Source organism: Tabrizicola sp. (genome assembly GCF_034366665.1).
Classification (GTDB): domain Bacteria; phylum Pseudomonadota; class Alphaproteobacteria; order Rhodobacterales; family Rhodobacteraceae; genus Tabrizicola.
Window position 1 is genome coordinate 1 of sequence record NZ_JAXMMF010000124.1, and the last position, 24,315, is coordinate 24,315.

21 protein-coding genes and 1 tRNA gene are annotated in these 24,315 nt (G+C 65.5%); 11 read left to right on the plus strand and 11 right to left on the minus strand.

Going from position 1 to position 24,315, the window contains the following annotated elements; all coding sequences use genetic code 11:
• The first annotated feature begins 63 nt into the window (after positions 1-63).
• Positions 64-139 (plus strand) — tRNA-Thr (locus U1E69_RS18060).
• A gap of 583 nt (positions 140-722) precedes the next feature.
• Positions 723-1,238: a Hint domain-containing protein gene (locus U1E69_RS18065; protein WP_322245813.1), complete on the plus strand. Its 516-nt coding sequence runs from the start codon at positions 723-725 to the stop codon at positions 1,236-1,238.
• Positions 1,239-1,280: 42 nt separating this feature from the next.
• Here U1E69_RS18065 and U1E69_RS18070 read toward each other — a convergent pair whose 3' ends face one another.
• A complete protein-coding gene (locus tag U1E69_RS18070; protein WP_322245814.1) occupies positions 1,281-1,619 on the minus strand; it encodes a TfoX/Sxy family protein in 339 nt (112 codons plus the stop codon).
• A gap of 101 nt (positions 1,620-1,720) precedes the next feature.
• Entirely contained in the window at positions 1,721-1,873 is a 153-nt protein-coding gene (locus U1E69_RS18075) for a hypothetical protein (protein WP_322245815.1), read from the minus strand.
• A gap of 237 nt (positions 1,874-2,110) precedes the next feature.
• On the opposite strand from U1E69_RS18075, the gene U1E69_RS18080 reads away from it, so the two are divergent.
• From U1E69_RS18080 to U1E69_RS18095, 4 genes are all read left to right on the plus strand, one after another.
• Positions 2,111-3,277, plus strand: coding sequence for a M20 aminoacylase family protein (locus U1E69_RS18080; protein WP_322245816.1), 1,167 nt, complete (start codon positions 2,111-2,113; stop codon positions 3,275-3,277).
• The gene (locus tag U1E69_RS18085; RefSeq protein WP_322245817.1) at positions 3,274-3,633 is read left to right on the plus strand and encodes a DUF1304 domain-containing protein; all 360 of its coding nucleotides are present in this window, start codon (positions 3,274-3,276) and stop codon (positions 3,631-3,633) included. Before U1E69_RS18080 ends, U1E69_RS18085 begins: the two co-directional genes overlap by 4 nt.
• A gap of 404 nt (positions 3,634-4,037) precedes the next feature.
• Positions 4,038-7,964: a PAS domain-containing protein gene (locus tag U1E69_RS18090; RefSeq protein WP_322245818.1), complete on the plus strand. Its 3,927-nt coding sequence runs from the start codon at positions 4,038-4,040 to the stop codon at positions 7,962-7,964.
• Between the two features lie 152 nt (positions 7,965-8,116).
• Positions 8,117-8,998: a choline/ethanolamine kinase family protein gene (locus U1E69_RS18095; RefSeq protein WP_322245819.1), complete on the plus strand. Its 882-nt coding sequence runs from the start codon at positions 8,117-8,119 to the stop codon at positions 8,996-8,998.
• Here the strand turns inward: U1E69_RS18095 and rsmA are convergent.
• The 6 genes from rsmA to lptF are packed head-to-tail and all read right to left on the minus strand — an operon-like array spanning position 8,995 to position 16,465.
• On the minus strand, positions 8,995-9,831 hold the full coding sequence (gene rsmA / locus U1E69_RS18100) for a 16S rRNA (adenine(1518)-N(6)/adenine(1519)-N(6))-dimethyltransferase RsmA (RefSeq protein ID WP_322245820.1): 837 nt from the start codon (positions 9,829-9,831) through the stop codon (positions 8,995-8,997). The genes U1E69_RS18095 and rsmA overlap by 4 nt on opposite strands.
• 55 nt (positions 9,832-9,886) lie before the next feature.
• Complete coding sequence (gene pdxA, locus U1E69_RS18105) at positions 9,887-10,840, minus strand: 4-hydroxythreonine-4-phosphate dehydrogenase PdxA (protein ID WP_322245821.1); 954 nt, start codon at positions 10,838-10,840, stop codon at positions 9,887-9,889.
• Positions 10,837-12,066, minus strand: coding sequence for a peptidylprolyl isomerase (locus U1E69_RS18110; protein ID WP_322245822.1), 1,230 nt, complete (start codon positions 12,064-12,066; stop codon positions 10,837-10,839). Before U1E69_RS18110 ends, pdxA begins: the two co-directional genes overlap by 4 nt.
• Positions 12,067-12,115: 49 nt before the next feature.
• A complete protein-coding gene (locus U1E69_RS18115; protein ID WP_322245823.1) occupies positions 12,116-14,254 on the minus strand; it encodes an LPS-assembly protein LptD in 2,139 nt (712 codons plus the stop codon).
• Position 14,255: 1 nt separating this feature from the next.
• Entirely contained in the window at positions 14,256-15,353 is a 1,098-nt protein-coding gene (gene lptG, locus U1E69_RS18120) for an LPS export ABC transporter permease LptG (RefSeq protein WP_322245824.1), read from the minus strand.
• A complete protein-coding gene (gene lptF, locus U1E69_RS18125) occupies positions 15,350-16,465 on the minus strand; it encodes an LPS export ABC transporter permease LptF (RefSeq protein ID WP_322245825.1) in 1,116 nt (371 codons plus the stop codon). Before lptF ends, lptG begins: the two co-directional genes overlap by 4 nt.
• Before the next feature lie 163 nt (positions 16,466-16,628).
• On the opposite strand from lptF, the gene U1E69_RS18130 reads away from it, so the two are divergent.
• On the plus strand, positions 16,629-18,098 hold the full coding sequence (locus U1E69_RS18130) for a leucyl aminopeptidase (RefSeq protein ID WP_322245826.1): 1,470 nt from the start codon (positions 16,629-16,631) through the stop codon (positions 18,096-18,098).
• Positions 18,099-18,180: 82 nt separating this feature from the next.
• Positions 18,181-18,648 (plus strand): DNA polymerase III subunit chi, encoded by a 468-nt coding sequence (locus tag U1E69_RS18135; protein ID WP_322245827.1) that lies wholly within the window; start codon positions 18,181-18,183, stop codon positions 18,646-18,648.
• A gap of 152 nt (positions 18,649-18,800) precedes the next feature.
• On the opposite strand, the gene U1E69_RS18140 is transcribed toward U1E69_RS18135, so the two are convergent.
• From U1E69_RS18140 to U1E69_RS18150, 3 genes are all read right to left on the minus strand, one after another.
• The gene (locus U1E69_RS18140; RefSeq protein ID WP_322245828.1) at positions 18,801-19,376 is read right to left on the minus strand and encodes a retropepsin-like aspartic protease family protein; all 576 of its coding nucleotides are present in this window, start codon (positions 19,374-19,376) and stop codon (positions 18,801-18,803) included.
• Between the two features lie 51 nt (positions 19,377-19,427).
• A complete protein-coding gene (locus U1E69_RS18145; RefSeq protein WP_322245829.1) occupies positions 19,428-20,048 on the minus strand; it encodes a MarC family protein in 621 nt (206 codons plus the stop codon).
• Between the two features lie 184 nt (positions 20,049-20,232).
• Positions 20,233-22,083 (minus strand): ABC-F family ATP-binding cassette domain-containing protein, encoded by a 1,851-nt coding sequence (locus U1E69_RS18150; protein WP_322245830.1) that lies wholly within the window; start codon positions 22,081-22,083, stop codon positions 20,233-20,235.
• A gap of 127 nt (positions 22,084-22,210) precedes the next feature.
• Here U1E69_RS18150 and ndk point away from each other — a divergent pair, with 127 nt between their 5' ends.
• From ndk to gph, 3 genes are all read left to right on the plus strand, one after another.
• Positions 22,211-22,633, plus strand: a complete 423-nt coding sequence (ndk, locus tag U1E69_RS18155) for a nucleoside-diphosphate kinase (protein WP_322245831.1) — start codon at positions 22,211-22,213, stop codon at positions 22,631-22,633.
• Positions 22,634-22,803: 170 nt separating this feature from the next.
• A complete protein-coding gene (gene rpe / locus U1E69_RS18160) occupies positions 22,804-23,493 on the plus strand; it encodes a ribulose-phosphate 3-epimerase (protein ID WP_322245832.1) in 690 nt (229 codons plus the stop codon).
• A complete protein-coding gene (gph, locus tag U1E69_RS18165; protein WP_322245833.1) occupies positions 23,486-24,154 on the plus strand; it encodes a phosphoglycolate phosphatase in 669 nt (222 codons plus the stop codon). The genes rpe and gph overlap by 8 nt, the downstream gene beginning before the upstream one ends.
• The last annotated feature ends 161 nt before the right edge of the window (positions 24,155-24,315 follow it).

The following is a 24,315-nucleotide window of genomic DNA, read 5'->3' on the forward strand; positions in this document are numbered from 1 at the left end:
GTCGCCCGCCGCCAGGACTGAACCCTTGCGCGGGGCGGACGGCAAGGGTATCTGAAGGGCGTGGCCCCTATAGCTCAGCTGGTAGAGCATCTGATTTGTAATCAGAGGGTCGGGAGTTCGAGTCTCTCTGGGGGCACCACACCCTGTCTCACCACGGCGCACCCCGGTCGGGTCCTTGCGGCAAAAGGCCTGCCACCCGGCGGACTTGGGGAAGGGCCGGGTGGCAGGTTGACCCTTTTCGGGCCGATGCAAACAGCAGGTGATCGTACGTGCAGGGCGGAAAGGGGGACGTCACCGCCTTGCATCATCCATTGGTGGACCGCAACTCCGGCAAGACAAGGGCAGTAGAAAGACAGTTTTGGGAAGGCAGTGCCGATCCTATGATCGATGCAATCCAGGATTGTGAAACTCTGGCGCGCCATTGAACTGCAGACAGAATCACCTGACTTTGTCCAACCAGCAATCACCCAACTGAGAGTTGCGCAAAACATGCTGCCCGCATCCAATCGGGGCGCCCTGGTGGGAACTGTCGCAGATGGCCGAATAAAACCTGTCGAAATGGACAGGTTACCCCGCCTTGCTTGACCTGATATCTTTGACGCGGGGTTAAAGGTGCTTAGACACCAAACCTTATTGGTTCATTTCAAGTAAATATCTCGCATCACTGTTTCCGATGCATTACCAATACTCAGGAATAAAGCAAAATGCCCGCTTCAGGTTCGGTGATCGAATTCGACAAGTTCCGTCGGATCAAGGAGGCGCTGTCCGGACTCATGCGCCCCGAGGTGGCCGAGAAGGCGGAGCCAAGGCTATCCTGGTATCTACCTGGATTATCAGGGAAATCAAAGGTCGGAACCGTGTTCGGCGACCTTCCGATCGAAGTGCTTCGCGTTCGCGACGATCTGCGTACCCATTCGGGCGCGACCGTGCAGGTGCAGTCGGTGGACCGGATTCACCTGGATGAAGAGTTCCTGCGCAAACAGCCAAGCGCGCTGCCCATCCGTATTCCGGCAAATGCCTTCGGGACGGGGCGGCCGTCGCAGGATATGTACCTCTCTCCCGGGCAAGAGATTTCATCGGATCTGCATGTCGTGTCGACTTTCGTCAAGGCCAGTGAATTGCGCGGCAGGTTCAATCCGGATCTGGCACAAAGCACCGGATTGACCTATATCCGTTTCCATTGCGGCGCGCCGGCGATTGTTCGCGTAGACGGGCTTTGGGTCCGCGTTGCCCCCTGATTGACGTCAGATACTGCGGCAATTCAGGCGCCTCCTTCCGCATTACCGGCGTTCGATCACACCCAGGAAACTGAGCGTCTGCTCAAGATCCGCGCGCAGCTTGCTGTCTGACCGGTTGAACCCGGCGCACAGCGTGTCGAACCGTTTGCGCAGCGCCTTCTTCTCGTCACCCTTGCAGTCGTTCCACGGGCGGCCCTGCAGCCCCATCACAAGGACATAATAGCCGATGAAATGCGGGCGCGCGCCGCTGTCCAGAAGGCGCCGGTAAGCCTCATCAGCGCCCAGATCGCGGATCTCTTCGGCCGAGGTGATCCCGGCACGGGCAAAGGCCACTTCCGAGGCCGGACCAAGGTTCGGGATCGAGGAGACGGGGCTGGGCATGATGGGCTGGGCATGAGAACAAAACAAGGCCAGCCTCGCGGCTGGCCCGTGTGTTGTCAAGCGCGTGTCTTGCCCGGTTTTCGGTCAAGCGGGGAAAAAGGTCAGATCGCGGCCCAGTCGCGGAAGATTGGCTGGCCGGTCTGCTGGCTGGACCCACCGGCTTGCTGGGTCGACCCGCCGGCCTGCTGGCCTTGCTGCTGCTGGCTGGGGGTACTGCTGCCGCCTTGCTGAGGCTGGCTGGGGGTCTTGGCCATCTGACTGCTCCGTTTGGCTCTCGTTTTTCCCATATTGCGCTGGTCTTTGGCCGCAGCAAGCCCGGGATATGTCGATTTTGCGACGATATGGCGAAAACGTGCGACATCGGCAACAGGTGCTTGATCACATTCCGGTTTTCCTGACCCCGACCTGGCGCCAGCCTTCTTGGGCTTTCCCCGCAGGGCTTGCCGTTTTGCCGCATCGGGTTCACCCTGTCACGCCAAAGGAGACCTGACATGCCGCCCAAGAACCGTTTCGCCGAGCTTCTGCCCGAGATCACCGCCTGGCGCCGCGATTTCCATGAACACCCTGAACTGCTGTTCGACGTCCACCGCACCGCCGCCCGCGTGGCCGATTTGTGCCGGTCCTTCGGCTGCGACGAGGTTGTCGAAGGCATCGGGCGCACGGGTGTCGTCGCGGTCATCAAGGGGCGCAGCGACTCCAAGGGCCGCGTCGTAGGCCTGCGCGCCGATATGGACGCGCTGCCGATCAAAGAGCAGACCGGGGTGCCCTATGCCTCGAAAACCCCCGGCAAGATGCACGCCTGCGGCCATGACGGGCATACGGCGATGCTGCTGGGCGCCGCGAAGTACCTGGCCGAGACGCGAAACTTTGACGGCTCTGTCGTCTGCATCTTCCAGCCCGCCGAAGAAGGTGGTGGTGGTGGGCGCGAGATGGTGAAGGACGGGATGCTGTCGCGCTGGAACGTCCAGGAAGTCTACGGGATGCACAACATGCCCGGCATCCCCGTCGGCCATTTCGCGATCCGACCCGGCGCGATGATGGCCGCCGCCGATCAGTTCGAGATCGTGGTGACCGGGAAGGGCGGCCATGCCGCCAAGCCGCATGACTGCGTCGATACCACAGTCGTCAGCGCGCATATCATCGTGGCCTTGCAGACCATCGCCAGCCGCAACGTCGACCCCCTGAAGCAGATCGTGGTCAGCGTCTGCACGGTCGAGACTGATTCCACCGCGCACAACGTCATTCCTCAGGTGGTGAAGATGAAGGGCACCGTCCGCACGATGGACGCCAAGGTGCAAGACTTTGTCGAAGCCCGCATCGGCCAGATCGTCGAGGGCACGGCCCTGGCGCTGGGGGCACGGGCCGAGGTTCACTATCAGCGCGGCTATCCGGTGACGGTCAACGCGCCCGAAAACACCACCTTCGCGGCCGAGGTTGCCCGCAAGGTCTCGGGCCACGTCGACACCGAGACCGCGCCTCTGATGGGGGCCGAGGATTTCAGCTTCATGCTGAACGAACGCCCCGGCGCGTATATCTTCCTGGGCAATGGCGACACTGCGATGGTGCACCACCCGGCCTACAACTTCGATGACAGCGCGATCCCCTTTGGCTCCAGCTGGTATGCCGAAATGGCCGAAACCCGGATGCCCGCCGCATGATCGGGGCGACCCTGGTTGCACTGGTGGCCGTGATCCATTTTGCCATCCTTCTGATGGAAATGGTCCTGTGGGAGACGCCACGCGTCCGGTCGATCTTTCGCACCACGCCCGATTTTGCTGCGGCGACGCGGGTGCTGGCGGCGAACCAGGGGCTTTACAACGGCTTTCTTGCCGCTGGGCTGGTCCTGGCACTGATCCAGGGTCTGCCCGGTCCGGGGCAGGGGCTGGCGCTGTTCATCCTGGCCTGCGTGATCGTCGCCGGGCTTTACGGCGCAGCGACAGTCGGGCGGCGGATACTTTATGTGCAGGCAGCCCCCGCTCTTCTGGCCCTGGGCGCGGTTCTGGCCGAAGTTTGACCGGGGTGCAGGGGCGCGCTTCAGGTTGGGGAGGGCGTGATGCGCCGAAAGAAATGCTGCAATGCAGCAATTCGCGCGATCTGAATGAAAACAGTTTTCATATGGTTCATGGCTGCCGCCAGGGGCGGGTCTTTCCAAGGGACGTTGTCCAGCCGTTCCGGGGCAAATGGCAAAGCGTTGAAGGGCGTTCCGGGGCCGGGCTGGCGGACCGGACCAGCGGGGTTATCTCAAGGGTTGCAAAGACGATGTGGCCCGCGCCTGACCCTGACGACAAGCAGACTTGCGGGATGGTGACATCTGGCAGATAATTTAGGACCTTGGATCGAGGACGGATGGGACACGCAGGCCAGCCTGACACCGGGACTGCACAACCTGCGCGGGTAGAACTGCGCGTGGTCGAGTTGATGAATCGTCTGCTCGACGTGACCTCCGACACCATCGACAGCGAGATTGACGCCGTGCTGGCAGCGCTGGGGGAAGGCTATGGTTTTGCCCGAACCTTTCTCTTTCGCTACGGGGCGGCCATCGGGTACCGGAACACGAACGAATGGGTGGCGCCCGGTGTGCAACCGCTGAAGCCGGTGATGCAGGGGGCCGCCCCGGTTGTCCGTCCCGCCTGGCATCAGGCCTTTGTGGAGGGCCGGATTGTCGCTGTCCTGGACCGGTCCGAACTTCCCGAAGGCTCGCCCGAGCATCAGTTCCTGACCGATATCGGCGTGCATTCGACACTGATGGTGCCGCTTTGTGACGGGGACCGGCTGTTCGGAGTGATCGGCTTCGACTGCTGCCGCCCGGACCGGCAGTGGCAGGACGACGCGGTCTTTCTGCTGACCTCGATCGGGCGGGCGGTCTCGTCGATCATCCTTCGGGTCGAGGCAGCGCGGGCCGAGGCTGCCTCGCGCCGTCACCTTGCCGCCACGCTGAACGCGCTGCCCGATCTGGTGATCGAGCTGGCCCCGACCGGCGAGATCGTCGCCTGCCAAAGCGACAAGCTGCCGTGGCTGTCCGGCCTGGTGCGGTCCGGGATCGGCCGCCATGTGGCGCAGGTCCTGCCGCTGCCGCTGGCGCAGGTGATGACGGAAATCCTTGCCGCCCCCCCGGGCAATACCTCGTCCGTGACCCGGCGGGTCGGGGTCTCGACCCTGGTGACGCCGCATCGCTATGAGGTTTCTGTCGCCCGGCTAAGCCCCGCGGCCTCGGGGCAGCAGGCGAACCTGATTGTGGTGATCCGCGACATCGCCGCCTCGGACCGGTCCAGCGAGATGACCTCGTTCCGCGAGGGGCAGTTCACCGCCTTTTTCGAGATGTGCCCGCATCCGATCCTGGTGAACGACTTCGACACCGGCGAAGTCGTCGACGGCAATCGGGCGTTCAAGGAGGTGTTCGGCTTTGACCCGCAGGCAGGGATCAACCTGCAGGTGCAGCAGATCCTGCCTGTGGACGCAACCTGGGTGATCGAAGGGGCGAAGAACGCGTTGAAGGCCGCCCAGACCTATGGCCCGGTCGAGGCGATGTTCCGCTGCAAGGCCGGCCATGCCTTCCCGGCGGTGGTGCGCTGCTTCATGAGTGTCGATCCCAACGGACGCCGCCTGGTCTGGTCACTGATCGAAAACATCATCGAGATCCGCGCGAAGGAAGCCGCGCTGCAAGTTGGCCGCGATGCCCTGGAAGCGACGAAATCCCGGTTCCTGGCCGCGATCGAGGCGCTGGACGACGGCTTTGCCATCTTCGACGCCGACGACCGGCTGGTCCTGTGGAACACGCCCTATGTCCGGGTCTTCGACAAGATTGCCGACCTGATCCGCGAGGGCGCGCTGTACGACGACCTTCTGCGCGCCGCCATCGCCCGGGGGGTCTTCGGGGCCGAAGGGGAGCGCGACGATGCCAATCTGCAGCGCCGCCTGGACCGCCCGCTGACCGAGATCTGGGACAACGAGGACGAACTGGCCGACGGCCGGTTGATCTGGGTCCGCGAACGCGCCACCCCCTCGCAGGAAACCGTCGGCCTTTACGAGGACGTCACTGCCCGTCGCCTTGCCGACCGCCGGCTTGAACAGGTTGTCGACGGGGGCGGCATCGCGGTCTGGGACTGGGCCTCGGACCACGGGTTCACCACGATCAACGACTGCTGGGAGACGATGCTTGGCCTCGGCTCGGCGCGAGCGCTGGCCGACCTGATCGAACTTGTTCATCCCGAAGACCGTCTTGCCGTCGCCGAGGCACAGCGCGAGCTGTTTCTGTCGGGCAGCGGGACCTTCTCGCTGCGCTGCCGGATGCGCCACCAAAGCGGCAAGTGGGTCTGGCTTCTGACGCGCGGCCATGTCGCGGCGCGGTGGGCCGACGGCAGCCCGCGCCGGATTTCCGGGATCACGCTGGACGTGTCCGTCCAGGCCGAGGCCGAGCAGCGTCTGGCCCATGTGATCGACGGCACCCAGGTCGGCACCTGGGAACATGACATGCGCACCGGCATCACGCTGGTCAGCGACCGCTGGGCCGAGATCCTGGGCTTCCGCGCGGTCGAGCTGAACCCGATCCCGCTGCAGGGCTGGCTGGACATGCTGCATCCCGAGGATGTCGATGGCCTGATCAGCCACGAACGCGAAGCCTTCGAGGCTGGCCAGTGGCAGGTCGAACACGAGGTCCGCCTGCGCCACCGCGACGGGCATTGGGTCTGGGTCCTGACCCGTGCCCAGGTCTCTGAATGGGACGAGGATGGCCGCCCGGTCAAGACCAGCGGCATCAACCTCGACATCTCGGCCGCCAAGTCGCTGGAGTTCGCGCTGGCCCGGGAACGCGACACCCTGGCCCGGGTGATGGAGGCCTCGGTCTCTGGCATCGTCGTGGTCGACGAACGGGGCGCCGTGATCTTCGCCAACGCTGCCGCCGAACGTGTCATCGGGCGCAAGGTCAGCGCGGGAAGCATGCTGTTGTCGCTGATCGGTACCGACGATGTCAAAGACTCCGACGGCAACCACATCCCGCCCGACGGCCTGCCCATCGCCCGCGCCTTGGCTGGCGAACCGGGGATGCACGCGGTCCGCCGCGACCTTTACTGGCCCTCGGGCGAACGCCGCGTCGTGGCGGTCACTTCGGCCCGGCTGTCGGCTGCCGGGGCCGAAACCGCCGTCGTCTGCACCTTCACCGATATCACCGACGAGGTGCAAAGCCAGGACCGGCTTCGCGCCGCGATGACCGCCGCCGAGACGGCCAACCGCGCCAAGTCCGACTTCCTGGCCGCGATGAGCCATGAAATCCGCACCCCCCTGAACGGCGTCCTTGGCATGGCCACCGTGCTTGGCGCGCGGCTTTCCGACCCGCAGGAACAGGCGATGGTCCGGGTGATCCGTGATTCCGGCGAGCATCTTCTGGGCGTCATCAACGACATCCTCGACCTGGCCAAGATCGAGGCCGGACGCATGGTGCTGGACCCGCGCCCGATCCGCCTGCCGGATATCCTGATGCGCGTCGCCTCGCTGCACCAGATCACCGCGACCGAAAAGGGCGTCCAGCTGATCATCCATTGCAGCGGCGGTGCGGGCGGCGAGATGCGGCTCGGCGACGAGATGCGGCTGATCCAGATCCTGCACAACCTGATGGGCAACGCGCTGAAGTTCACCGACACGGGCCATGTTCGGGTCGAGATCGACTGTTCGGACCCCGAAGCCATCATGATCGAGGTCCAGGACACCGGCATCGGCATGTCGCCCGAGGAAATCGCCCGCTCGTTCGAAGAGTTCACCCAAGGCATGGGCGGTTCGCGCCGCAGCCATGTCGGGACCGGCCTTGGCCTGCCCATCGTGCGCCGCCTTGCCCGACTGATGCGCGGCGATGTCGAATTGCACTCGGCCCAGGGGCAGGGCGTCACCGCCCGGGTCGTGCTGAAGATCCCGGTGCTTGCCGAAGGCGCTACGCATGACGCTGGGCCCGAGGTCCGCCCGCTTCCGGCGCTGCGGGTGCTGGCGGCAGAAGACAATGCGACCAACCGGATCATCCTGCAAAGCATGCTGCAGTCGCTGGGGGTGGAAACGGTGATCGTGGCCGACGGCCCCCAGGCGCTGCACCGCTTCCGCGACGGCGGATTCGACGCGGTGCTTCTGGACATCGCGATGCCGGGGATGGACGGGCTGGACACGCTGCAGGCGCTGAACACGCTTGCGGCGGACCTTGGGCGCCCCGCACCCCGCGCCATTGCGGTCACCGCCAACGTGATGACCCACCAGGTCAACGACTATCTCGGCCACGGCTTCGCTGCGGTCGTGGCCAAGCCGATCCGGATCGAGATGCTGGGCCAGGCGCTCTGGCACTGCGTGGATCATCCGGTGGAAGGCTGAACCGGCACCGGGTTTGCTTTGACAGGTCATCCGCTTGGCCGCATCCTGAGCTTGGGCGCAAAGTGTGCCCGGGGAGCTGGTGACGGTGGCGGCGGTGCAGTCCCTGGCCAGACTGCCCTTGCGATCCTCACCTGTCGCAGCGCGGAGGTGCCATGAATGACCGTCTCGATCCTCTGACGCGGGCCTTGGCGCTGCCGATCTGGCAGGGCAAGGCTTCGGCCACGCCCCTGGGCGGCGGGATCACCAATCTGAATGTGCTGGTGACCGATGCCGCCCGCTGCGCCGTCGTGCGGATCGGCGACGACATCCCCGTCCACCAGATCATGCGCTTCAACGAGCTGGCCGCCAGCCGCGCCGCCCATGCCGCCGGAGTCTCGCCTGGCGTGATCCACCACGAACCGGGTGCTCTGGTCATCGACTTTGTCGAGGGCCGGACCATGACGGCCACGGACCTGCGCGACCAGGATTTGCTGGAGCAGGCGCTTGCTCTGGTGATGCATGCCCACCGTGACATCCCGCGCCACCTGCGTGGCCCCGCGCTGACCTTCTGGGTCTTCCAGGTGGTCCGCGACTATGCCGCCACGCTGCACGACGGCAGGTCGCGCCACCTGCCGATCCTGCCCGACCTTCTGTCGCAAGCCGAGGCGCTGGAGCGCGCCGTGGGCCGGATCGAGATGGTCCTCGGCCACAACGACCTTTTGCCCGGCAACTTCCTGCACGATGGCACCCGCATGTGGCTGATCGACTGGGACTATGCTGGCTGGGGCTCGCCCCTGTTCGACCTGGGCGGACTTGCCGCGAACAACGGCCTTGATCCCACGCAAGAGGCCTGGCTGCTGGAGGCCTATTTCGGCGCCCCGCCTGATGCCGACCTCTGGCGCCGGTACCGCGCCATGAAAGCCGCCGCCGCCCTGCGTGAGGCGATGTGGTCGATGGTGCAGGAAATCCACTCGAAGCTCGACTTCGATTACCGGACCTATACGGCCGAGTACCTCGAAACCTACCGGCAGGCGCTGGCCGCCACCACGCGCTAGGCCACGGCGCGAGCGAGGGCGCAGAACCCCTCCAGCCCGATCTCCTCGGCCCGCGAGGTGGGCGCGATTCCGACGCTCTCCAGCACCGTCTCGATATCCGGGCGCAGACCCTTCAGGCTGGCCCGCAGCATCTTGCGGCGCTGGTTGAACGCCTTCGCAGTTACCCGTTGCAGCGTCTTGAAATCACAGGGAAACCGGGGCTGGGGCAGGGCGGTCAGCTGCACCACAGAGGAATGTACCTTGGGCGCGGGGGTGAAGGCCTCGGGCGGCAGGGTCATGACGATCCGGGCCTCGCAGCGGTACTGTGCCAGCAAGGCCAGGCGTCCATAATGCTCTGTCCTTGGTTTCGCAACAATCCGTTCTGCAACTTCCTTCTGGAACATAAGCGTCAACGATAACCAAAGCGGAGGCCAGACCTCCGGTGTCAGCCAGCGGATCAGAAGTTCGGTGCCGATGTTGTAGGGCAGGTTGGCCACGATCTTGAACGGCGGCGTCAGATGCGCGGCCAGGTCCAGCTCCAGCGCGTCACCATGCAGAACCTCCAGCCGCCCCGGACAGGCCGCCGCGATCTCGGCAAGGGCGGGCAGGGCGCGGGCGTCCTTTTCGACCGCCACCACCCGCCGCGCGCCTTCGGCCAGCAGCCCGCGCGTCAGGCCCCCCGGTCCCGGTCCCACTTCCAGCACGTCGCAAGCCGACAGATCCCCCGCCGCCCGCGCGATCTTGGCGGTCAGGTTCAGGTCCAGCAGAAAGTTCTGCCCCAGCTGCTTTCTTGCCACCAGCTCATGCGCCCGGATGACCTCGCGCAGCGGCGGCAGCCCGTCTATCGTGCCCAAAAAGATCCCCCAGCTTTCATACTGGCCAAAATATCCCCGCCGGAGGCACCCGCCCTCACCGCCCGCGCGCCGCGACCATCTCGCGCGCCATCGCCAACGCCGCGATCAGGCTCGATGGGTCCGCCACACCGCGCCCGGCAATGTCATAGGCCGTGCCGTGGTCGGGCGAGGTCCGCACGAAGGGCAGCCCCAGTGTCACGTTCACACCGCCGGCAAAGTCGATGGTCTTGATCGGAATCAGCGCCTGGTCGTGATAGGCGCAGACCGCCGCGTCGTAGGACTTCCGCGCCGCGGCATGGAACATCGTGTCCGCAGGCCAGGGACCGGTCACGTCCAGTCCGTCCGCCTTCAGTCGCGCCAGCAAGGGGCGGATCATCCGCTCTTCCTCCCAGCCCATCGCGCCGCCTTCGCCCGCATGGGGGTTCAGCCCCGCCACCGCAATCCGGGGGGCCGCAATGCCGAAATCCCGGATCAACCCGGCTTGCGTGATGCGGATCGTCTCGTCCAGCAGCGTCTCGGTCAGCGCCGCAGGGACCTCGGAAATCGGAATATGGATCGTCGCCGGGACCACCCGAAGGCCGGGGCAGGCCAGCATCATCACCACCCGCCCAACCCCCGCCAGATGCGCCAGAAACTCGGTATGGCCGGGAAAGGCGAAGCCCGCCCCGTCCTTCAGCGCCTTCTTGTTGATCGGAGCCGTGCAGACCGCCGCGCCAAGTCCCGCCTGCACCAGCCGAACCGCCCGCTCGATTGCCGCGACGACGCCCGCCGCATTGGCCGGGTCCGGCCGCCCAGGAGCCGCCAGCCCCGCAAAATCCAGCCGCAGAACCGCCATCGCCCCGTCGCCGGGGCCCTCGCCCTCGGCCACCGCCCGCCACTCTGTCCCCGAAGGCAGATGCCGCGGGTCGCCGATCCAGACAAAGCGCTCGCCCGCCGCCCAAGCCTTGGCCGCGATTTCCGGCCCGATGCCGGACGGGTCGCCGCAGGTCAGAAGGACCGGCGCGCTCACGGCTCGCGGATGATCGCGGCCGCGCGGAGTTCCTCCAGATAGCCCTCGGCCAGGCCTTCCAGCTTCTGGTTGATGACCTGGTCGCGCACCTGGTCGCGTGTCGGCGCCGGGTCCTGAACCGCCTCGCGCCCGCAGAGCATCAGCATCCGCCGCAAGCCGCCCCGCGTCAGCGCGACCGAGGTCTCGCCCGGGTCCAGCTTCGCCAGTTCCAGCGCGACGTCGCCCGGCACCTCGCCCATACCCGCCTTCGTCAGTGTCACGCGGTCGGTCTGGCCACCCGCCTCGGCCTGCAGCATGTCGCAGTCATCTGCCGCCGCGCGGATACGGGCAATCTCTGCCGCATCGTCCGGGACCAGAAGCTCGACCCATTCCACCGAAACCGAGATCGGCTCTGCCGCCGTATCCTCGGCCACGTCACGCAACAGGAACAGCACCACCGCCCCGGGGACCGAGACGGGGTCCGAAACCTCGCCCGCGTCCAGTGCCAGGATCTTCTGCCCGATGGCTGCGGGCAGGTTCGACAGGGGCAGCCAGTCCAGCCGTCCACCAGCGCCCGCCGTGGGAGCCGCCGAATACTGCCGTGCCGCCGCCGCAAATTCCGCCTCGCCCGACAGTCTGTCCGACAGCTCCTGCGCCTGCGCCAAGGCCTCCGCCTCCTGACCGGGAGGCGCGGGGATCACCAGCTCGCTGGCCAGGACCTGCAGTGCCTTTGGTCGGGCCGAGGCTGCCAGCGCCCGGTCGACATCCGCCTCGCTGATCGGGACCTGACCGAGGAACTTCGCCCGCACCACCTGCCGCCACAGAATGCCCGCCGACACGAAATCCCGGAACGTTTCGGGCGCGATCCCGGCCTTGGCAAGTTCGGCCACGAACTGCTCGGTCGTCAGGTTCGCGCGACCGGCGAATTCGGCCAGACCGTCGGTCAGGTCCTTTTCGGTCAGCGTGATGTCCAGCCGCTCGGCCTCGGTCTGGCGCAGCCGGTCCGCGACCAGCGCTTTCAGCGCCTCTTCCTCGGGGTTGCCGGGCGCGCGCAGCACCTGCAGAAACAGGGCGCGCTGCTGCACCTCATACTCGGTGATCGCGCGGTCATTGATGTAAAGCCGGGGCGCAAACAGGTCCTGCGCCAAGGCCGGAGCCACCATAACCGGGGCAACCGTCACCGGTGCCGCCAGCACAAGGCCGAATGCCGCTGCTGCGGCCTGCCGTTTCAGAACCGAAAATCGCATCAATTCCGCCGCTCTTCCTTATTCCCGCGGGTCTTTGGCCCGCCCTTGCCTACTGCCTGCAGGTCCGTGCCGGACCCCCGGTAACCCCACCGCCAAAGCCCACAAGGTCCAGCGACAGGCCGAAATCCGTCGTCGGCGTCACACTAGTAGATGACGTGAAGCGACGCGAGAGGGAAACATCAAACCGCACGCATTCGTTCAGGAACTCCAGACCCAGCCCGGCCAGGGTGCCCTGATTGCCCTCGAAATCATAGCGCCCCGAGGCTTTGGCGGTCCAGTTGGGCGTCAATTTGCGCCGGGCGTCGAAGGTGACCTCTTGCGTCGGCTCCAGCCGGTTCTCCTGCGGGTCGGCCACCGCCCAGATCATCGAGGTCGACAGCGCGGTCTTCGGCCCGCTCAGCGCCAGCCGCGCCTCAGTCTTGGTGACGCTAAAGTCGTCGTCCAGCACCATCCGCCCGGTCAGCGCCACGCTGTCCGACAGGGTGAATGTCGCCGACGCCAGCCAGTCCGAGGTCGACCCGGCCAGCCCTGATCCTGGCCCGAACTGACCAAGGTCGGCCTCACGGAAGACCCGGCCCACCGTGACCCCCATCGACCAGCCTTTGGGATCGTGCCGCGTCCAGCTGACCCCGACATTGGCGCGCCGCCCGCGTTCCACCGCGTCGGACCCCGGGAACCGGTCCAGGGAAAAGAGGTTGCCCTCGTCGAATTCGACCAGGACTGAATCCTCGTTCGGCAGGCTTTCCGCGTTGGAGGAGGAAAACAGAAGCTGCACCACCGGCTCGATCACCTGGACCGCGCCACTGGCCTCGGTCTTGGCGAAGGGCCAGCGCAGCTCGACCCCCGCGGTGCCATGCGTGCGCGAGGTGTTGCCACCAAAGGTGGCGTCGTCGGTGATCGTGTAGGCGTCGGCTGTCAGCTCGCCAAGGACGGTGGCTTCGACGCCCATCGGCAGAAAGAAGCTGCGCCGCCAGTCGATCCGTGCCGAGATGCGGCCCACGTCGCGGCCATCGGCGATGCCGTCGCCATTGCCGTCCACCGGGCTGACCGAACTGCGGGAATGGTTGTGCGTCTGCAGCCGCAAGCCGCCCTCGCCGCCCAGGGGACCAAGCGAAAAGCGCCGGTGGAAGGTCAGGTCGGCGATCACCGTCGGGATCGTCGTGTTGTCCTCGTCGTCGCGCAGGGTCTGGAAGCTGATGATCCGGGCCGAGATATGTTCGTTGCGCCGCGTCCGCTTGACCTCGATCCGGCTGTCCAGCCGGTCGGAGTTGTCGATGCCGTAGTCCAGAAGATAGGCCGGATCGGTCACGGTCTGGCCGTCGAAACTCAGCTGGAACCGTTCGGGCAGGGTGAAATCGCCACGCGCGCGCAGATAGCCGCGGGTCTTGCCCGGCTCGAGGTCGTCGCGGCTGACCGATCCTTCCAGCGTCAGAAGCCCGGTCGCAAAGGCCTGGCGATAGCGCAGGCCCAGCGTCTGGCTGTCCCGTGCGGTCAGGTAGGGGGTCAGGGTCAGGTCGGCCGATTTGCCCAGCACGATGAAGTAGGGCACCCGGATGCCGGTCCCCAGGTCCGAGGTGGTGCGGATCGACGGCATGAGAAAGCCCGTGGCCCGCTTCAGCGACGGGTCCGGCATCCGCAGGCGGGGGATGTACATGACCGGGACGCCCGCCAGCCGGAACTGCGCCTGGTCAAAGTAGATCTGGCGCTTCACCTCGTCATGCACCACGCGGCGGGCGCGGATTTCCCACAGGGGCGTCGGACTGCCGGGGCAGACCTTGCACGATGATGCGGTGACGGTCTGCAACGCCGTATAACGGCCCGAGACGCGCATCATCCGGTTCGCGGCCAGCTGCAGCTGCTGGTTCAGGACCAGCCGGGCACTCGTCAGGATGCCTTCGGACAGGTCGGCAGCAAGATCGGCCTGACTGGCGAGGATCAGGATTTCCCCGGTCTCTTCGGTCAGGACGATGGGTCCGGTGATCTCCAGCCGGTCAGTTGCCTGGTCAAAGACGATACGGCTGGCCTTAAGGCGGCTGCCCTTGAAGAAGACCTCGACATTGCCTTCGGCGATCAGCCGGGTATCCCCGGTGATCTGCAGGCTGTCCGACACCAGCGTCGCGCTGTCCTGCGCGCGGGCGGGCAGGGACAGGGACAGCAGGATCGCAAGAAGGGCCAGAAGCCGCGCCATGTCAGCCTTCCTCCAGGTGAAGTAGCAGGCCAAGCGACAGCATCACCGCTGCGACCGGAGGGCTCCAGGCCGCAAGCAGGATCGGGATCTGCCCGCTGTCCCCCAGCGCCTGGGCGAAGTTGCGCAGGAAGTAGAAGCCAAAGCCCGCCAGCAGCGCAAACAGCACCATCCGCCCGGTTCCCCCGAAACGGACATGCCGCATGGTGAACCCCGCCGCGACCAGCACCATCGCCGCCATCAGCATCGGCAGCGCAAGTTCCATCTGGTACCACAGCTTGTAAGCCTGCGCCGAGAAACCGGCCCGTTCCAGATCGGCGATATAGCCCGGCAGGTCCCAGAACCCGATGGCCGAGGGCGTGCCGAAACTGTCGCGGATGCGTTCCGGCGTCAGGTCCGAGGGCAGGGCGATCGGCCCTGCCGCCTTGACCGCCGTCAGCTCGGGGTTGGCCGAGGTCAGGTCCCAGGTCTTGGTCCCCGTCAGCTCCCACGCGCCCTCGACCAGCTTCGCCGTCTCGGCCTCGATCCGCCGTGTCGGACGGCCGTCCTGGTCAAAGCCCAGGAACGTCACCCCGAAAAGTTCGGTCCCGTCCAGATTCGACCGCGCCGCCTGGATCACCGTCTGCCCTTCGCCCGAGCCCTGCCGCAGCCAAAGGCCCGTGTCTGCCACCGACAGGACCGATCGCCCGCCCTGACTTAGCTGGGACCGCGCGTCGTCATGGGCTTTCGACGTCGCCGCCACCAAGGGGTTGAAGAAGGCCACCGCCAGCAGCCCCAGGCCCACCGAGACCACCAGCGGCGTCACCAGAAACCGCAGCGCCGACCGCCCCGCCGCGCGCACCACGACCAGCTCCGACGACCGCGCCAGCCCCAGGAAATTCGCGATTGCCCCCAGGATCAGGATCAGCGGCAGGATGCGGTACAGCGTTTCAGGCACGCTGAGGAGCGACAGCCGCGCCGCCCCCGCCAGACCCACGCCCGCGTCGGAAAAGCGGCGCAGCTGCTCGATCATGTCGATGAGGAGCAGGATCACGAAGAACGCCAGGAAGACCCGGCCCACCGACCCCAGGAACCGCCGCGCGATGTAAAGGCTTAGCGTCATGCGAAGATCCGCCCCCGTCGCCTGGGCTGCTGCGCCCACCACAGCATCGCGCCTGCCACCAGGATGCCCACCAGCGGACCCGCATAGACCGCAGGCCAGGCCCCCTCCCGCTCCAGCGCGACGCTGCCACCCCAGGTCCAGACCAGCTGCAACGCGATCAAGAGCCCGACTGCCAGCGCCATCTGCCGCCACAGCCCGAAGCGTGAGAAACTGCCCTGCATCAACGCCGCAAAGCCGATCAGCGCCGCGGCCACCGCCAGAAGCGGGGCCGCAAGGCGCGAATGACCCTCTTCCTGCATCTGCGCGACACTTGCGCCGGTCGCTGCCGCCGCCTCGGGCCAGGCCTCCAGCAATACCCGCGTCGGCAGCGCGTTCAGCGCGATCTGTCCTGCACCCCCGACCGAAATCAGGCCCGCAAGGTCCAGCGTGAAGTCGGAAAACCGCGTGACCGCCATCCGTCCGTCCTTGCGGGTCAGCCGCTGGGTCGAACCATCGACCATCACCAGCTTCGGCGCCACCTCGCCGCGCACCAGAAAAGCCTTGCGCGCCGTATGGACCGCGCGGTCGGTCTCGGACCGCTCATCGGCCAGGAACAGATCCAGGATTTCACCCGTCGGGCTGATCTCGCGGATGTATAGCGTGATCCCCTGCGACGGATGCATGAACTGCCCCGCCGTCAGGAACCGCGCGGTGATGTTCTGCGAAATCTCGGCCGACCGTTCGCTCAGGATGCGCTGGCTGGCGGGAACCAGAATATTGGTCAGCACCAGCTGCATCCCCATCACCGTCAGCCCGAAGTAAAGCACCGGCCGCGCCAGCCGGAAGGCCGAGAACCCGGTCGCCTGCATGACCACCAGCTCGCTTTCCTGCATCAGACGGTTGACGACATAGACCGTCGCCGCGAAAGCCGCGATGGGCAGCACCAGCCGGATTGCGTTCGGCAGGGTCAGGACCGAAAACTCCAGGAACACCAGCGCCGATTGCCCGTCGCCGATCAGCTGGTCGAACAGCCCCACGGCCCGGTTGACCCAGTAGACCGCGACCAGCACCAGCGCAAAGAAGCCGAACAGCGACAACAGCTGCGACATCAGATATCTGTCGAATCTAGACACGCGCGCGCCGGCCCCTACAACATCTAGGCGCGACCCTAGCGGAATTCACCAGCGGCGAAAACTGCTATCTGGCCAAGCGCCGGGCAGGGTTGTAGCGTCCCGGCAAGCCGCCGCCGAGTGTCGAAAGCCATATGCGGAAAACCGTCTGACGAAAGAGAACGCAATGCCGAAGCCCCTGCCGATCCAGTTCCAGGCCACCGATCTTGAAGCTCTTGCCGCCCAGAAGGGCCGTATCGCCGTGCTGGCCGACGCAGACCAGCCGACCAGCCCCGGCTTCAAGCGGCTTGATCGGCTGACCAGGGGGGCCTTGTCCCGCGCCGCCGGGTCCGAGGCGTTCGGCAAGCTGAAACCGGGCGAAGCGATGGATCTGGCTTACCTGCCGGGCCTGGCCGCCGATGCCGTGCAGCTGATCCGGCTGGGCAAGAAGGCCGACCAGACTCAGGCTCGCAAGGCCGGGTCGGCGGTGGGCAAGGCGCATGGGGCAGGGGGCTCGCTGGTCCTGGCCGAGGGCCACGCCCGCGCCGCCGACATCGCCTTTGGTCTTGCGATGCGCGCCTATGACTTCGACACCCACAAAAGCGGCGAAAAGCCCGTCCCCGGTCCCGTGACCCTGATGGCCGCCAACCCCGAGGCCGTCGCCAAGGCCGCCGCGCCGATGGCCGCTGTCGCCGAAGGCGTGTTCTTCACCCGCGACCTGGTCAACGAACCGGCCAACGTGCTGACAACACACGACTTCGCCGCCCGGTTGGCCGCGATGCAGGAACTTGGCCTCGACGTCGAGATCCTGGAAGAAGACCAGCTCATGAAGCTTGGCATGGGTGCGCTTCTGGGCGTGGGGCAGGGGTCGGAAAGCCCCTCGAAGGTCGTGGTGATGCAATGGCATGGCGGTCCCAAGGGCGAAGCACCGTTTGCGCTGATCGGCAAGGGCGTGGTCTTCGACACCGGCGGCATCTCGATCAAGCCCGCGGCGGGCATGGAAGAGATGACGATGGACATGGGTGGGGCCGGTGTCGTCGCCGGGGTCATGCGAACCTTGGCCTTGCGCAAAGCCAAGGCGAACGTGGTGGGCCTGGTGGGGCTGGTGGAAAACATGCCCGACGGCCGCGCGCAGCGTCCCGGCGACGTCGTCAAATCGATGAAGGGCGACACGATCGAGGTGATCAACACCGATGCCGAGGGCCGCTTGGTCCTGGCCGATGTGATGTGGTACGCGCAGGAACGCTTCAAGCCCACAGGCATGATCGACCTCGCCACCCTGACCGGCGCGATCATCATTGCCTTGGGGCATGAGAACACGGGCGTCTTTTCCAACGACGACGCGCTTTGCAACGCCTTCCTCGCCGCGGCGAAGGCCGAGGGCGAAGGTGCCTGGCGGATGCCGATGGGCGATGCCTATGACGCCAAGCTGAAGTCGCGCATCGCCGATATGATGAACGTCGGCGGCCGCGACGGCGGCGCGATCACCGCGGCGCAGTTCCTGCAGCGCTTCGTCAAGCCGGACATGCCCTGGTGCCACCTTGATATTGCCGGGACCGCGCTTCTGAAGGCCGACACCACGCTGGCGCCAAAGGGCGCGACCGGCTGGGGCGTCATGGCGCTGGACCGGCTGATCCGCGACCGGTTCGAGAAGTGAGGCTCCTCGCTCGCGTTCCGCGTCGCTCCTCGCGGACCGCCCCAGCGAGGAGAAGTCGAAGACGCACGACGAGCGGACCGCAATGGGCACGGTGATGTTCTTCCACCTGATGCAATCGGCTCCCGCCGATACGCTGGCTGTCAATGCGCCGCGTGCCTTGGGGCAGGGCTGGCGGGTCATGGTGCGCGGGACCGACCCTGCCGCCTTGGACCTTCTGGATCAGGCGCTCTGGCTTAAGGGCGGGGACGACAGCTTCCTGCCGCATGGGCTGGACGGCGGGCCGCATGACGCGGACCAGCCGGTGCTGCTTGGCCTTGGTCAACCGGTCAACGGGGCAAAGGTCCTGGCGCTGATCGACGGGGCCGAAGCGACCGACGCCGAGATCGCCGCGATGGAGCGTGTCTGGGTCCTTTTCGACGGAAACGACCCGGCCCGGTTGCAAGCCGCGCGCGCGCAGTGGAAGGCGATGACCACGGCAGGCCACGCCGCACAGTACTGGTCCGAGGAATCGGGTCGCTGGGAAAAGAAGGCCGAAAGCGCCGCCCGCTGAAGGCCGGGCCCCAAATTTCTTAAGCAAGAAATTTGTCAAAATCCTTACTCAAGGATTTTGTCTCTCCCGTTTTCGAAACCTTTCCAAAGACTTAACAGAAAATAGCAAGTCCTTGATCGCAAAGGAAACACCGCGCTTGTCCACCGTGGACACTACTGGCGCAGCACCAGCTTGCCGCCGTCGAACTCCATCCGGAACTGCCCCAGGTAGTCCATCCCCAGAAGCGACTGCTCCAGCGCCCCCTCGGTCACGAAGGCCCCGAACCGCTCGTTCCGGAACGGCCCCAACTCTACCGCCCCCAGCGTGACCCGCGCCGTCCGGACCACCCCGTTGGCCGTGTTGGCCTGCCCCCGAAACTCCAGGGTCGCCAGATCGATCCCCAGCCGCTCGGCATCCTTTGCGGCCAGCACCATCCCGCTTGCCCCGGTGTCGACCATGAACGGCACCGCCGTCCCGTCGATCATCAGCGTCAAATAGTAATGCCCGTCCATCGACCGCGGCACCTCGACCTCTCCCGCCGCGCCCACCTCCTGGATCGGCATGACGTCGCGCCGGATGTCCGACCACAGCCCGTATCCCGCCATCATGCCGACGAAGATCAGCCCCCAGGCCAGCGCCATCCGCAGCGCCTGACCCATCCTCTGGCGGAACTCGACCAGCACCCAGCCGCCCAACGCGGCCAGGATCAGCGCAAGATAGCCCACGCGGGCCAGGGTCTCTCCGTCCATCCGAACCTCCGGTTCAGGCAGATATGGGGGCAGGGGGCTGACTTGGAAAGATCACCCGATCAATCCCGTGCCCCGCACCCCGTCGATCACGAACTGCACCGACAGCGCGGCCAGAAGCATCCCCAGAAGCCGCGTGATGACGATCACCCCGGTCCGGCCCAGCAACCGCTCCAACGGTGGCGAGGCCAGGAGGAACGCATAGGTCACCGCCATCATCACCAGCATCAGCCCCAGCACCGCCAACGTCCCCGGCCATCCCGGACCGGCCTCACCCACCAAAAGGATCACCGAGGCGATGGCCCCCGGTCCGGCAATCAGCGGCGTTGCCAGCGGAAAGACCGAGGGGTCATGATCCGGCTCGGCCTGCTGCCCTTCGCGCCGCTGGGTCCGGCGTTCGAACAGCATGTCCAGCGCAGTCAGGAACAGAAGGATCCCGCCCGCGATCCGGAAAGCGGGCATCGAGATTCCGATGAAAGTCAGGATCGCTTCCCCCGCCACCCCGAAAAGCAGCAAAAGCACCGCCGCGATCAGACAGGCCCGCCGCGCCATCGCGCGCCGCTTCTGCGGTCCCATGCCTCGGGTCAACGCGATGAAAAGCGGCACCAGGCCGGGCGGGTCGATCACCACGAAAAGCGTGGCGAAGGCGGTGATCAGGAAGGCGGCTTCTGGCATCGTCGCTCCAGGTTTCGCGACAGGCTAGGCGGAGGCATGGGTTTTGGGAAGCGGAACATGGGCGCCTCAGGGTGAGGTGGGTTCCAGCGGGTTCCGTCCATCGGTCGGGAAGACCCGGGACTATTTCCACTTATGCGACAATTTCGTATATACACTCACGAAATTGCTGTATATACAATGTGGCTTAGACGCCGCTCAATTCCAGCTTCTCTTGCGCCGCCAGCCAAAGCCCCTCGGCCTTGTCGAGCGCGTCCATCACCTCGGCATACTTCTTGTTCCAGGTCTCAAGCTCGCCTTTGCGACCGTCCTCGTAAAGCTGCGGGTCGGCCAGTTTTTTCGCAAGCTTGTCCCGCATGTCGTTCAACTTACCCAGCCGCTCCTCGCATTTGCGGACCTCGGCCTTCAGGGCAAGCATCTCGTCACGGCTGGGTTTCGGCTTTTTTTCAACGGGTTTGGCGACAACCTTCACCTCGTCCTCACCCGCAAGAAGCTGGCGGCGATAGGCCTCCAGATCTTCGGTATAGGGCGTGACTGCGCCGCCCTTGACCAGCCACAGGCGGTCAGCGACCAGGCCCAGAAGGTGCATGTCGTGCGAAACCAGGATCACCGCGCCAGAGTATTCGGTCAGCGCGTCGACCAGTGCTTCCCGCGACTCGATATCCAGGTGGTTGGTCGGTTCGTCCAGAATCAGCAGGTGTGGCGCGTCTATTGTTGCCAGAAGCAGTGACAATCGCGCTTTCTGTCCGCCCGACAGCCGAGCGACCACCGTGTCGGCCTGATCGGCCATCAGCCCGAACCCCGCCAGCCGCGCGCGGAGTTTCGGCTGACCTTCCGCCGGCCGCAGCCGCATGATGTGCTGAAGCGGCGTCTCATCCAGATGCAACTCGTCGACCTGGTGCTGGGCGAAATAGCCGATCCGCAGCTTGGAGGACCGCGAGAACTTGCCCTCGGCTGGTTGAAGTTTTCCGGCCAACAGTTTGGAAAGCGTGGATTTTCCTTCACCGTTCCGACCCAGAAGCGCGATGCGGTCGTCCTGGTCGATGCGCAAGTTCAGCTTCTTCAGGATCAACGGACCACCGTAACCGACCGCTGCACCATCCAGGTTGATGATCGGCGGTGCCAGTTCCTCGGGGGCAGGGAAGGTGAAGACCACCTTCTTGGCATCTTCGGGCGCGGTGATCGGGGTCAGCTTTTCCAGCATCTTCACGCGCGACTGCGCCTGTGCGGCCTTGGAGGCCTTGGCCTTGAAGCGGTCGACGAAGGCTTGCAGATGGGCGCGCTGAAGGTCGACCTTCTTTGCCTCGGCCTGCAGCACGGCGCGGCGTTCGGCCATCTGGCGGGCGAACTGGTCGTAGGGGCCGGTCCAGTAGGTCAGTTTGCGGTTGTCCAGATGCAGGATGCCTTGCACCGCGCGGTTCAGAAGGCCGCGGTCATGGCTGATGATCAGGACCGTATGCGGATACTTCTGCAGGTAGCTTTCCAGCCAGAGGGCGCCTTCAAGGTCAAGGTAGTTGGTCGGCTCGTCCAAAAGCAGATAGTCGGGCTGGGCAAAGAGCACGCCCGCCAGCGCGACCCGCATCCGCCAGCCGCCCGAGAAGGCCGAGCAGGGCATCAGCTGCTGCTCAGCATCGAAGCCCAAGCCCTTGAGAATGCTGGCCGCCCGACCCTCGGCCGACCAGGCGTCGATGTCGGCCAGCCGCGCCTGAATCTCGGCGATGCGGTGCGGGTCCTGCGCCGTGTCGGCCTCGGCCATCAGGCTGGCACGCTCGGTATCCGCCGCCAGCACCGTATCGATCAGCGAGGTCTCGGACGACGGCACTTCCTGGGCGACGCCACCGATGCGGGCGCGCTGGGGCAGGGTGATCGACCCGCCCTCCAGCGCCAGCTCGCCCCGGATCAGCCGGAAAAGCGTGGTCTTGCCCGCGCCGTTGCGGCCCACAAGCCCGACCTTGTGGCCGGTGGGAATGGTGGCCGATGCGCCCTCGAACAGAGGGCGGCCTTCGACGTTGTAGGTGATGTCCTCGATCTTCAGCATGCGCGGGCATTGCCCGATGCCGACGGGAAGGTCAATGCCACTGCACCTTTTCAAAGGCGTGCGCGCGTGATAGCAGCCCGGCCATCCGAAGAGGGCCAAGCTGGCCCCAAACCCGATGGAGAGCCACATGGCCGTTGAACGTACCCTGTCGATCATCAAGCCCGATGCGACCAAGCGCAACCTGACCGGCAAGATCGTTGCCAAGTTCGAGGATGCCGGCCTGCGCGTCGTCGCTTCGAAGCGCATCCATCTGTCGGCCGCCCAGGCCGGAGCCTTCTACGCCGAACACAAGGAGCGTGGCTTCTACGGCGAGCTTTGCGCGTTCATGGCGTCCGAGCCGGTCGTGGTGCAGGTCCTGGAAGGCGAAGGCGCGATTGCCAAGAACCGTGAAGTGATGGGCGCGACCGATCCGGCCGCCGCTGCCGATGGCACGATCCGCAAGGAGTTCGCGCTGTCCAAGGGCGAGAACTCGGTCCACGGTTCGGACAGCGAGGCTTCAGCCGCCCGCGAGATCGCGTTCTTCTTCTCGGGCCTTGAACTGGTCGGCTGAGTTCCGTCTGATCCGCGATGCGGCCCGGTCGATTGACCGGGCCGTTTTCATTGGGGGCGGGTGTGCCTTCCTTCATCCAGATATCGTGTAATCAGTAATATGTAATGTAATGGGTGCTGGAAAGGTTGGATACGCCGGGATATGAGGCGCCAACAGCTGGAGCCTGCCCCATGTTCGACCGTTCCATCAAGATCGCTCCCTCCATCCTGGCCGCGGATTTTGCCAACTTTGGTGCCGAATGTCGCGCGATCGAGGCGCAAGGCGCGGATTGGGTGCATGTGGATGTGATGGACGGCCATTTTGTCCCGAACCTGACCTTTGGCCCGGCGATGTGCGCTGCGATCCGGCCGCACATCAAGGGTGTGATGGATGTCCACCTGATGATCTCTCCGGTGGACGTCTACCTTGAGGCCTACGCCAAGGCTGGCGCCGACGTGATCACCGCCCATGTCGAGGCTGGCCCGCACATTCACCGCACGCTGCAAGCCATTCGCGCAATTGGGAAAAAGGCTGGTCTGGCACTGAACCCCGGCACTCCGGTCGAGGCCGTGGCCGAGCTTCTGGATATGGTCGACCTCGTCTGCGTCATGACCGTGAACCCCGGGTTTGGCGGGCAAAGCTTCATCGCAAGCCAGGTCGCCAAGATCGCGCAGCTGCGGCAGATGATCGGCGACCGCCCGATCCACATCGAGATTGATGGCGGGATCACGACCGCCACGGCTCCTCTGGTCAGCGCCGTTGGTGCCGATGTGCTGGTGGCGGGTTCGGCGGTGTTCAAGGGTGGCTCGGTCAACGATCCGGCCCCTTACGGCGCGAACATCAAGGCGATCCGGGCCGCGGCCGAGGCAGCGCTTGGCTGACAGGCTGAACCTGGCCTTCGACCTGGACGGCACGCTGATCGACAGCGCGCCACAAATTCATGCTGCAGCGAATATCGTGTTCGGAAACAAGGGTTTGCCGCCCTTTTCCAGCGAAACCGTCCGCGGGTTCATCGGGAACGGTGTGGGCGTCCTGGTCGGTCGGCTGATGGCGCATCAGGGCATCGAAAGCAATGCCACGCTTCAGGCCGAACTGGTGGAAAGCTTCATCAAGATCTACGAAGAAGCCTTTGATCTGACGACGTTATACTCGGGCGTATATACGGCATTGACCACCCTGTCGGACGCAGGTCACCACCTTGCGATCTGCACCAACAAGCCCGAGGGTCCGACCCGCGCGGTCCTGAACCACTTCGACCTGGCGAGACTCTTCCCGGTCATCATCGGAGGGGATACCCTGCCCCAGCGCAAGCCTGATCCGGCCCCGTTGCGTGTGGCTCTGGCCGCACTTGGCCCCGGCAAGTCGCTTTTCGTCGGGGACAGTGAGGTGGACGCCGAAACGGCGCTGCGTGCTGGCGTTCCGTTTGCGCTGTTCACAAGCGGGTACCGCAAGGCCCCGGCAGAATCGCTCGGGGCCAGACTGATTTTTGACGATCACGCGGCCCTGCCCGGCCTTATTGACCACGTGGCGGCTCGTCTCTAGCGCGAATTGCCCCAAATCGGTGACAACTTCCGTCATCTGGCCGCTTTGCAAGCCAATTCGGTACCGAAACCGTAGACAAGCCAAGGAAACCGGCCTTATCTCGCGTCAAAGTTCGAAATGCCGTTGGGTCAGGGTCTTCTGACGCGGCACTTCAGGGCAAC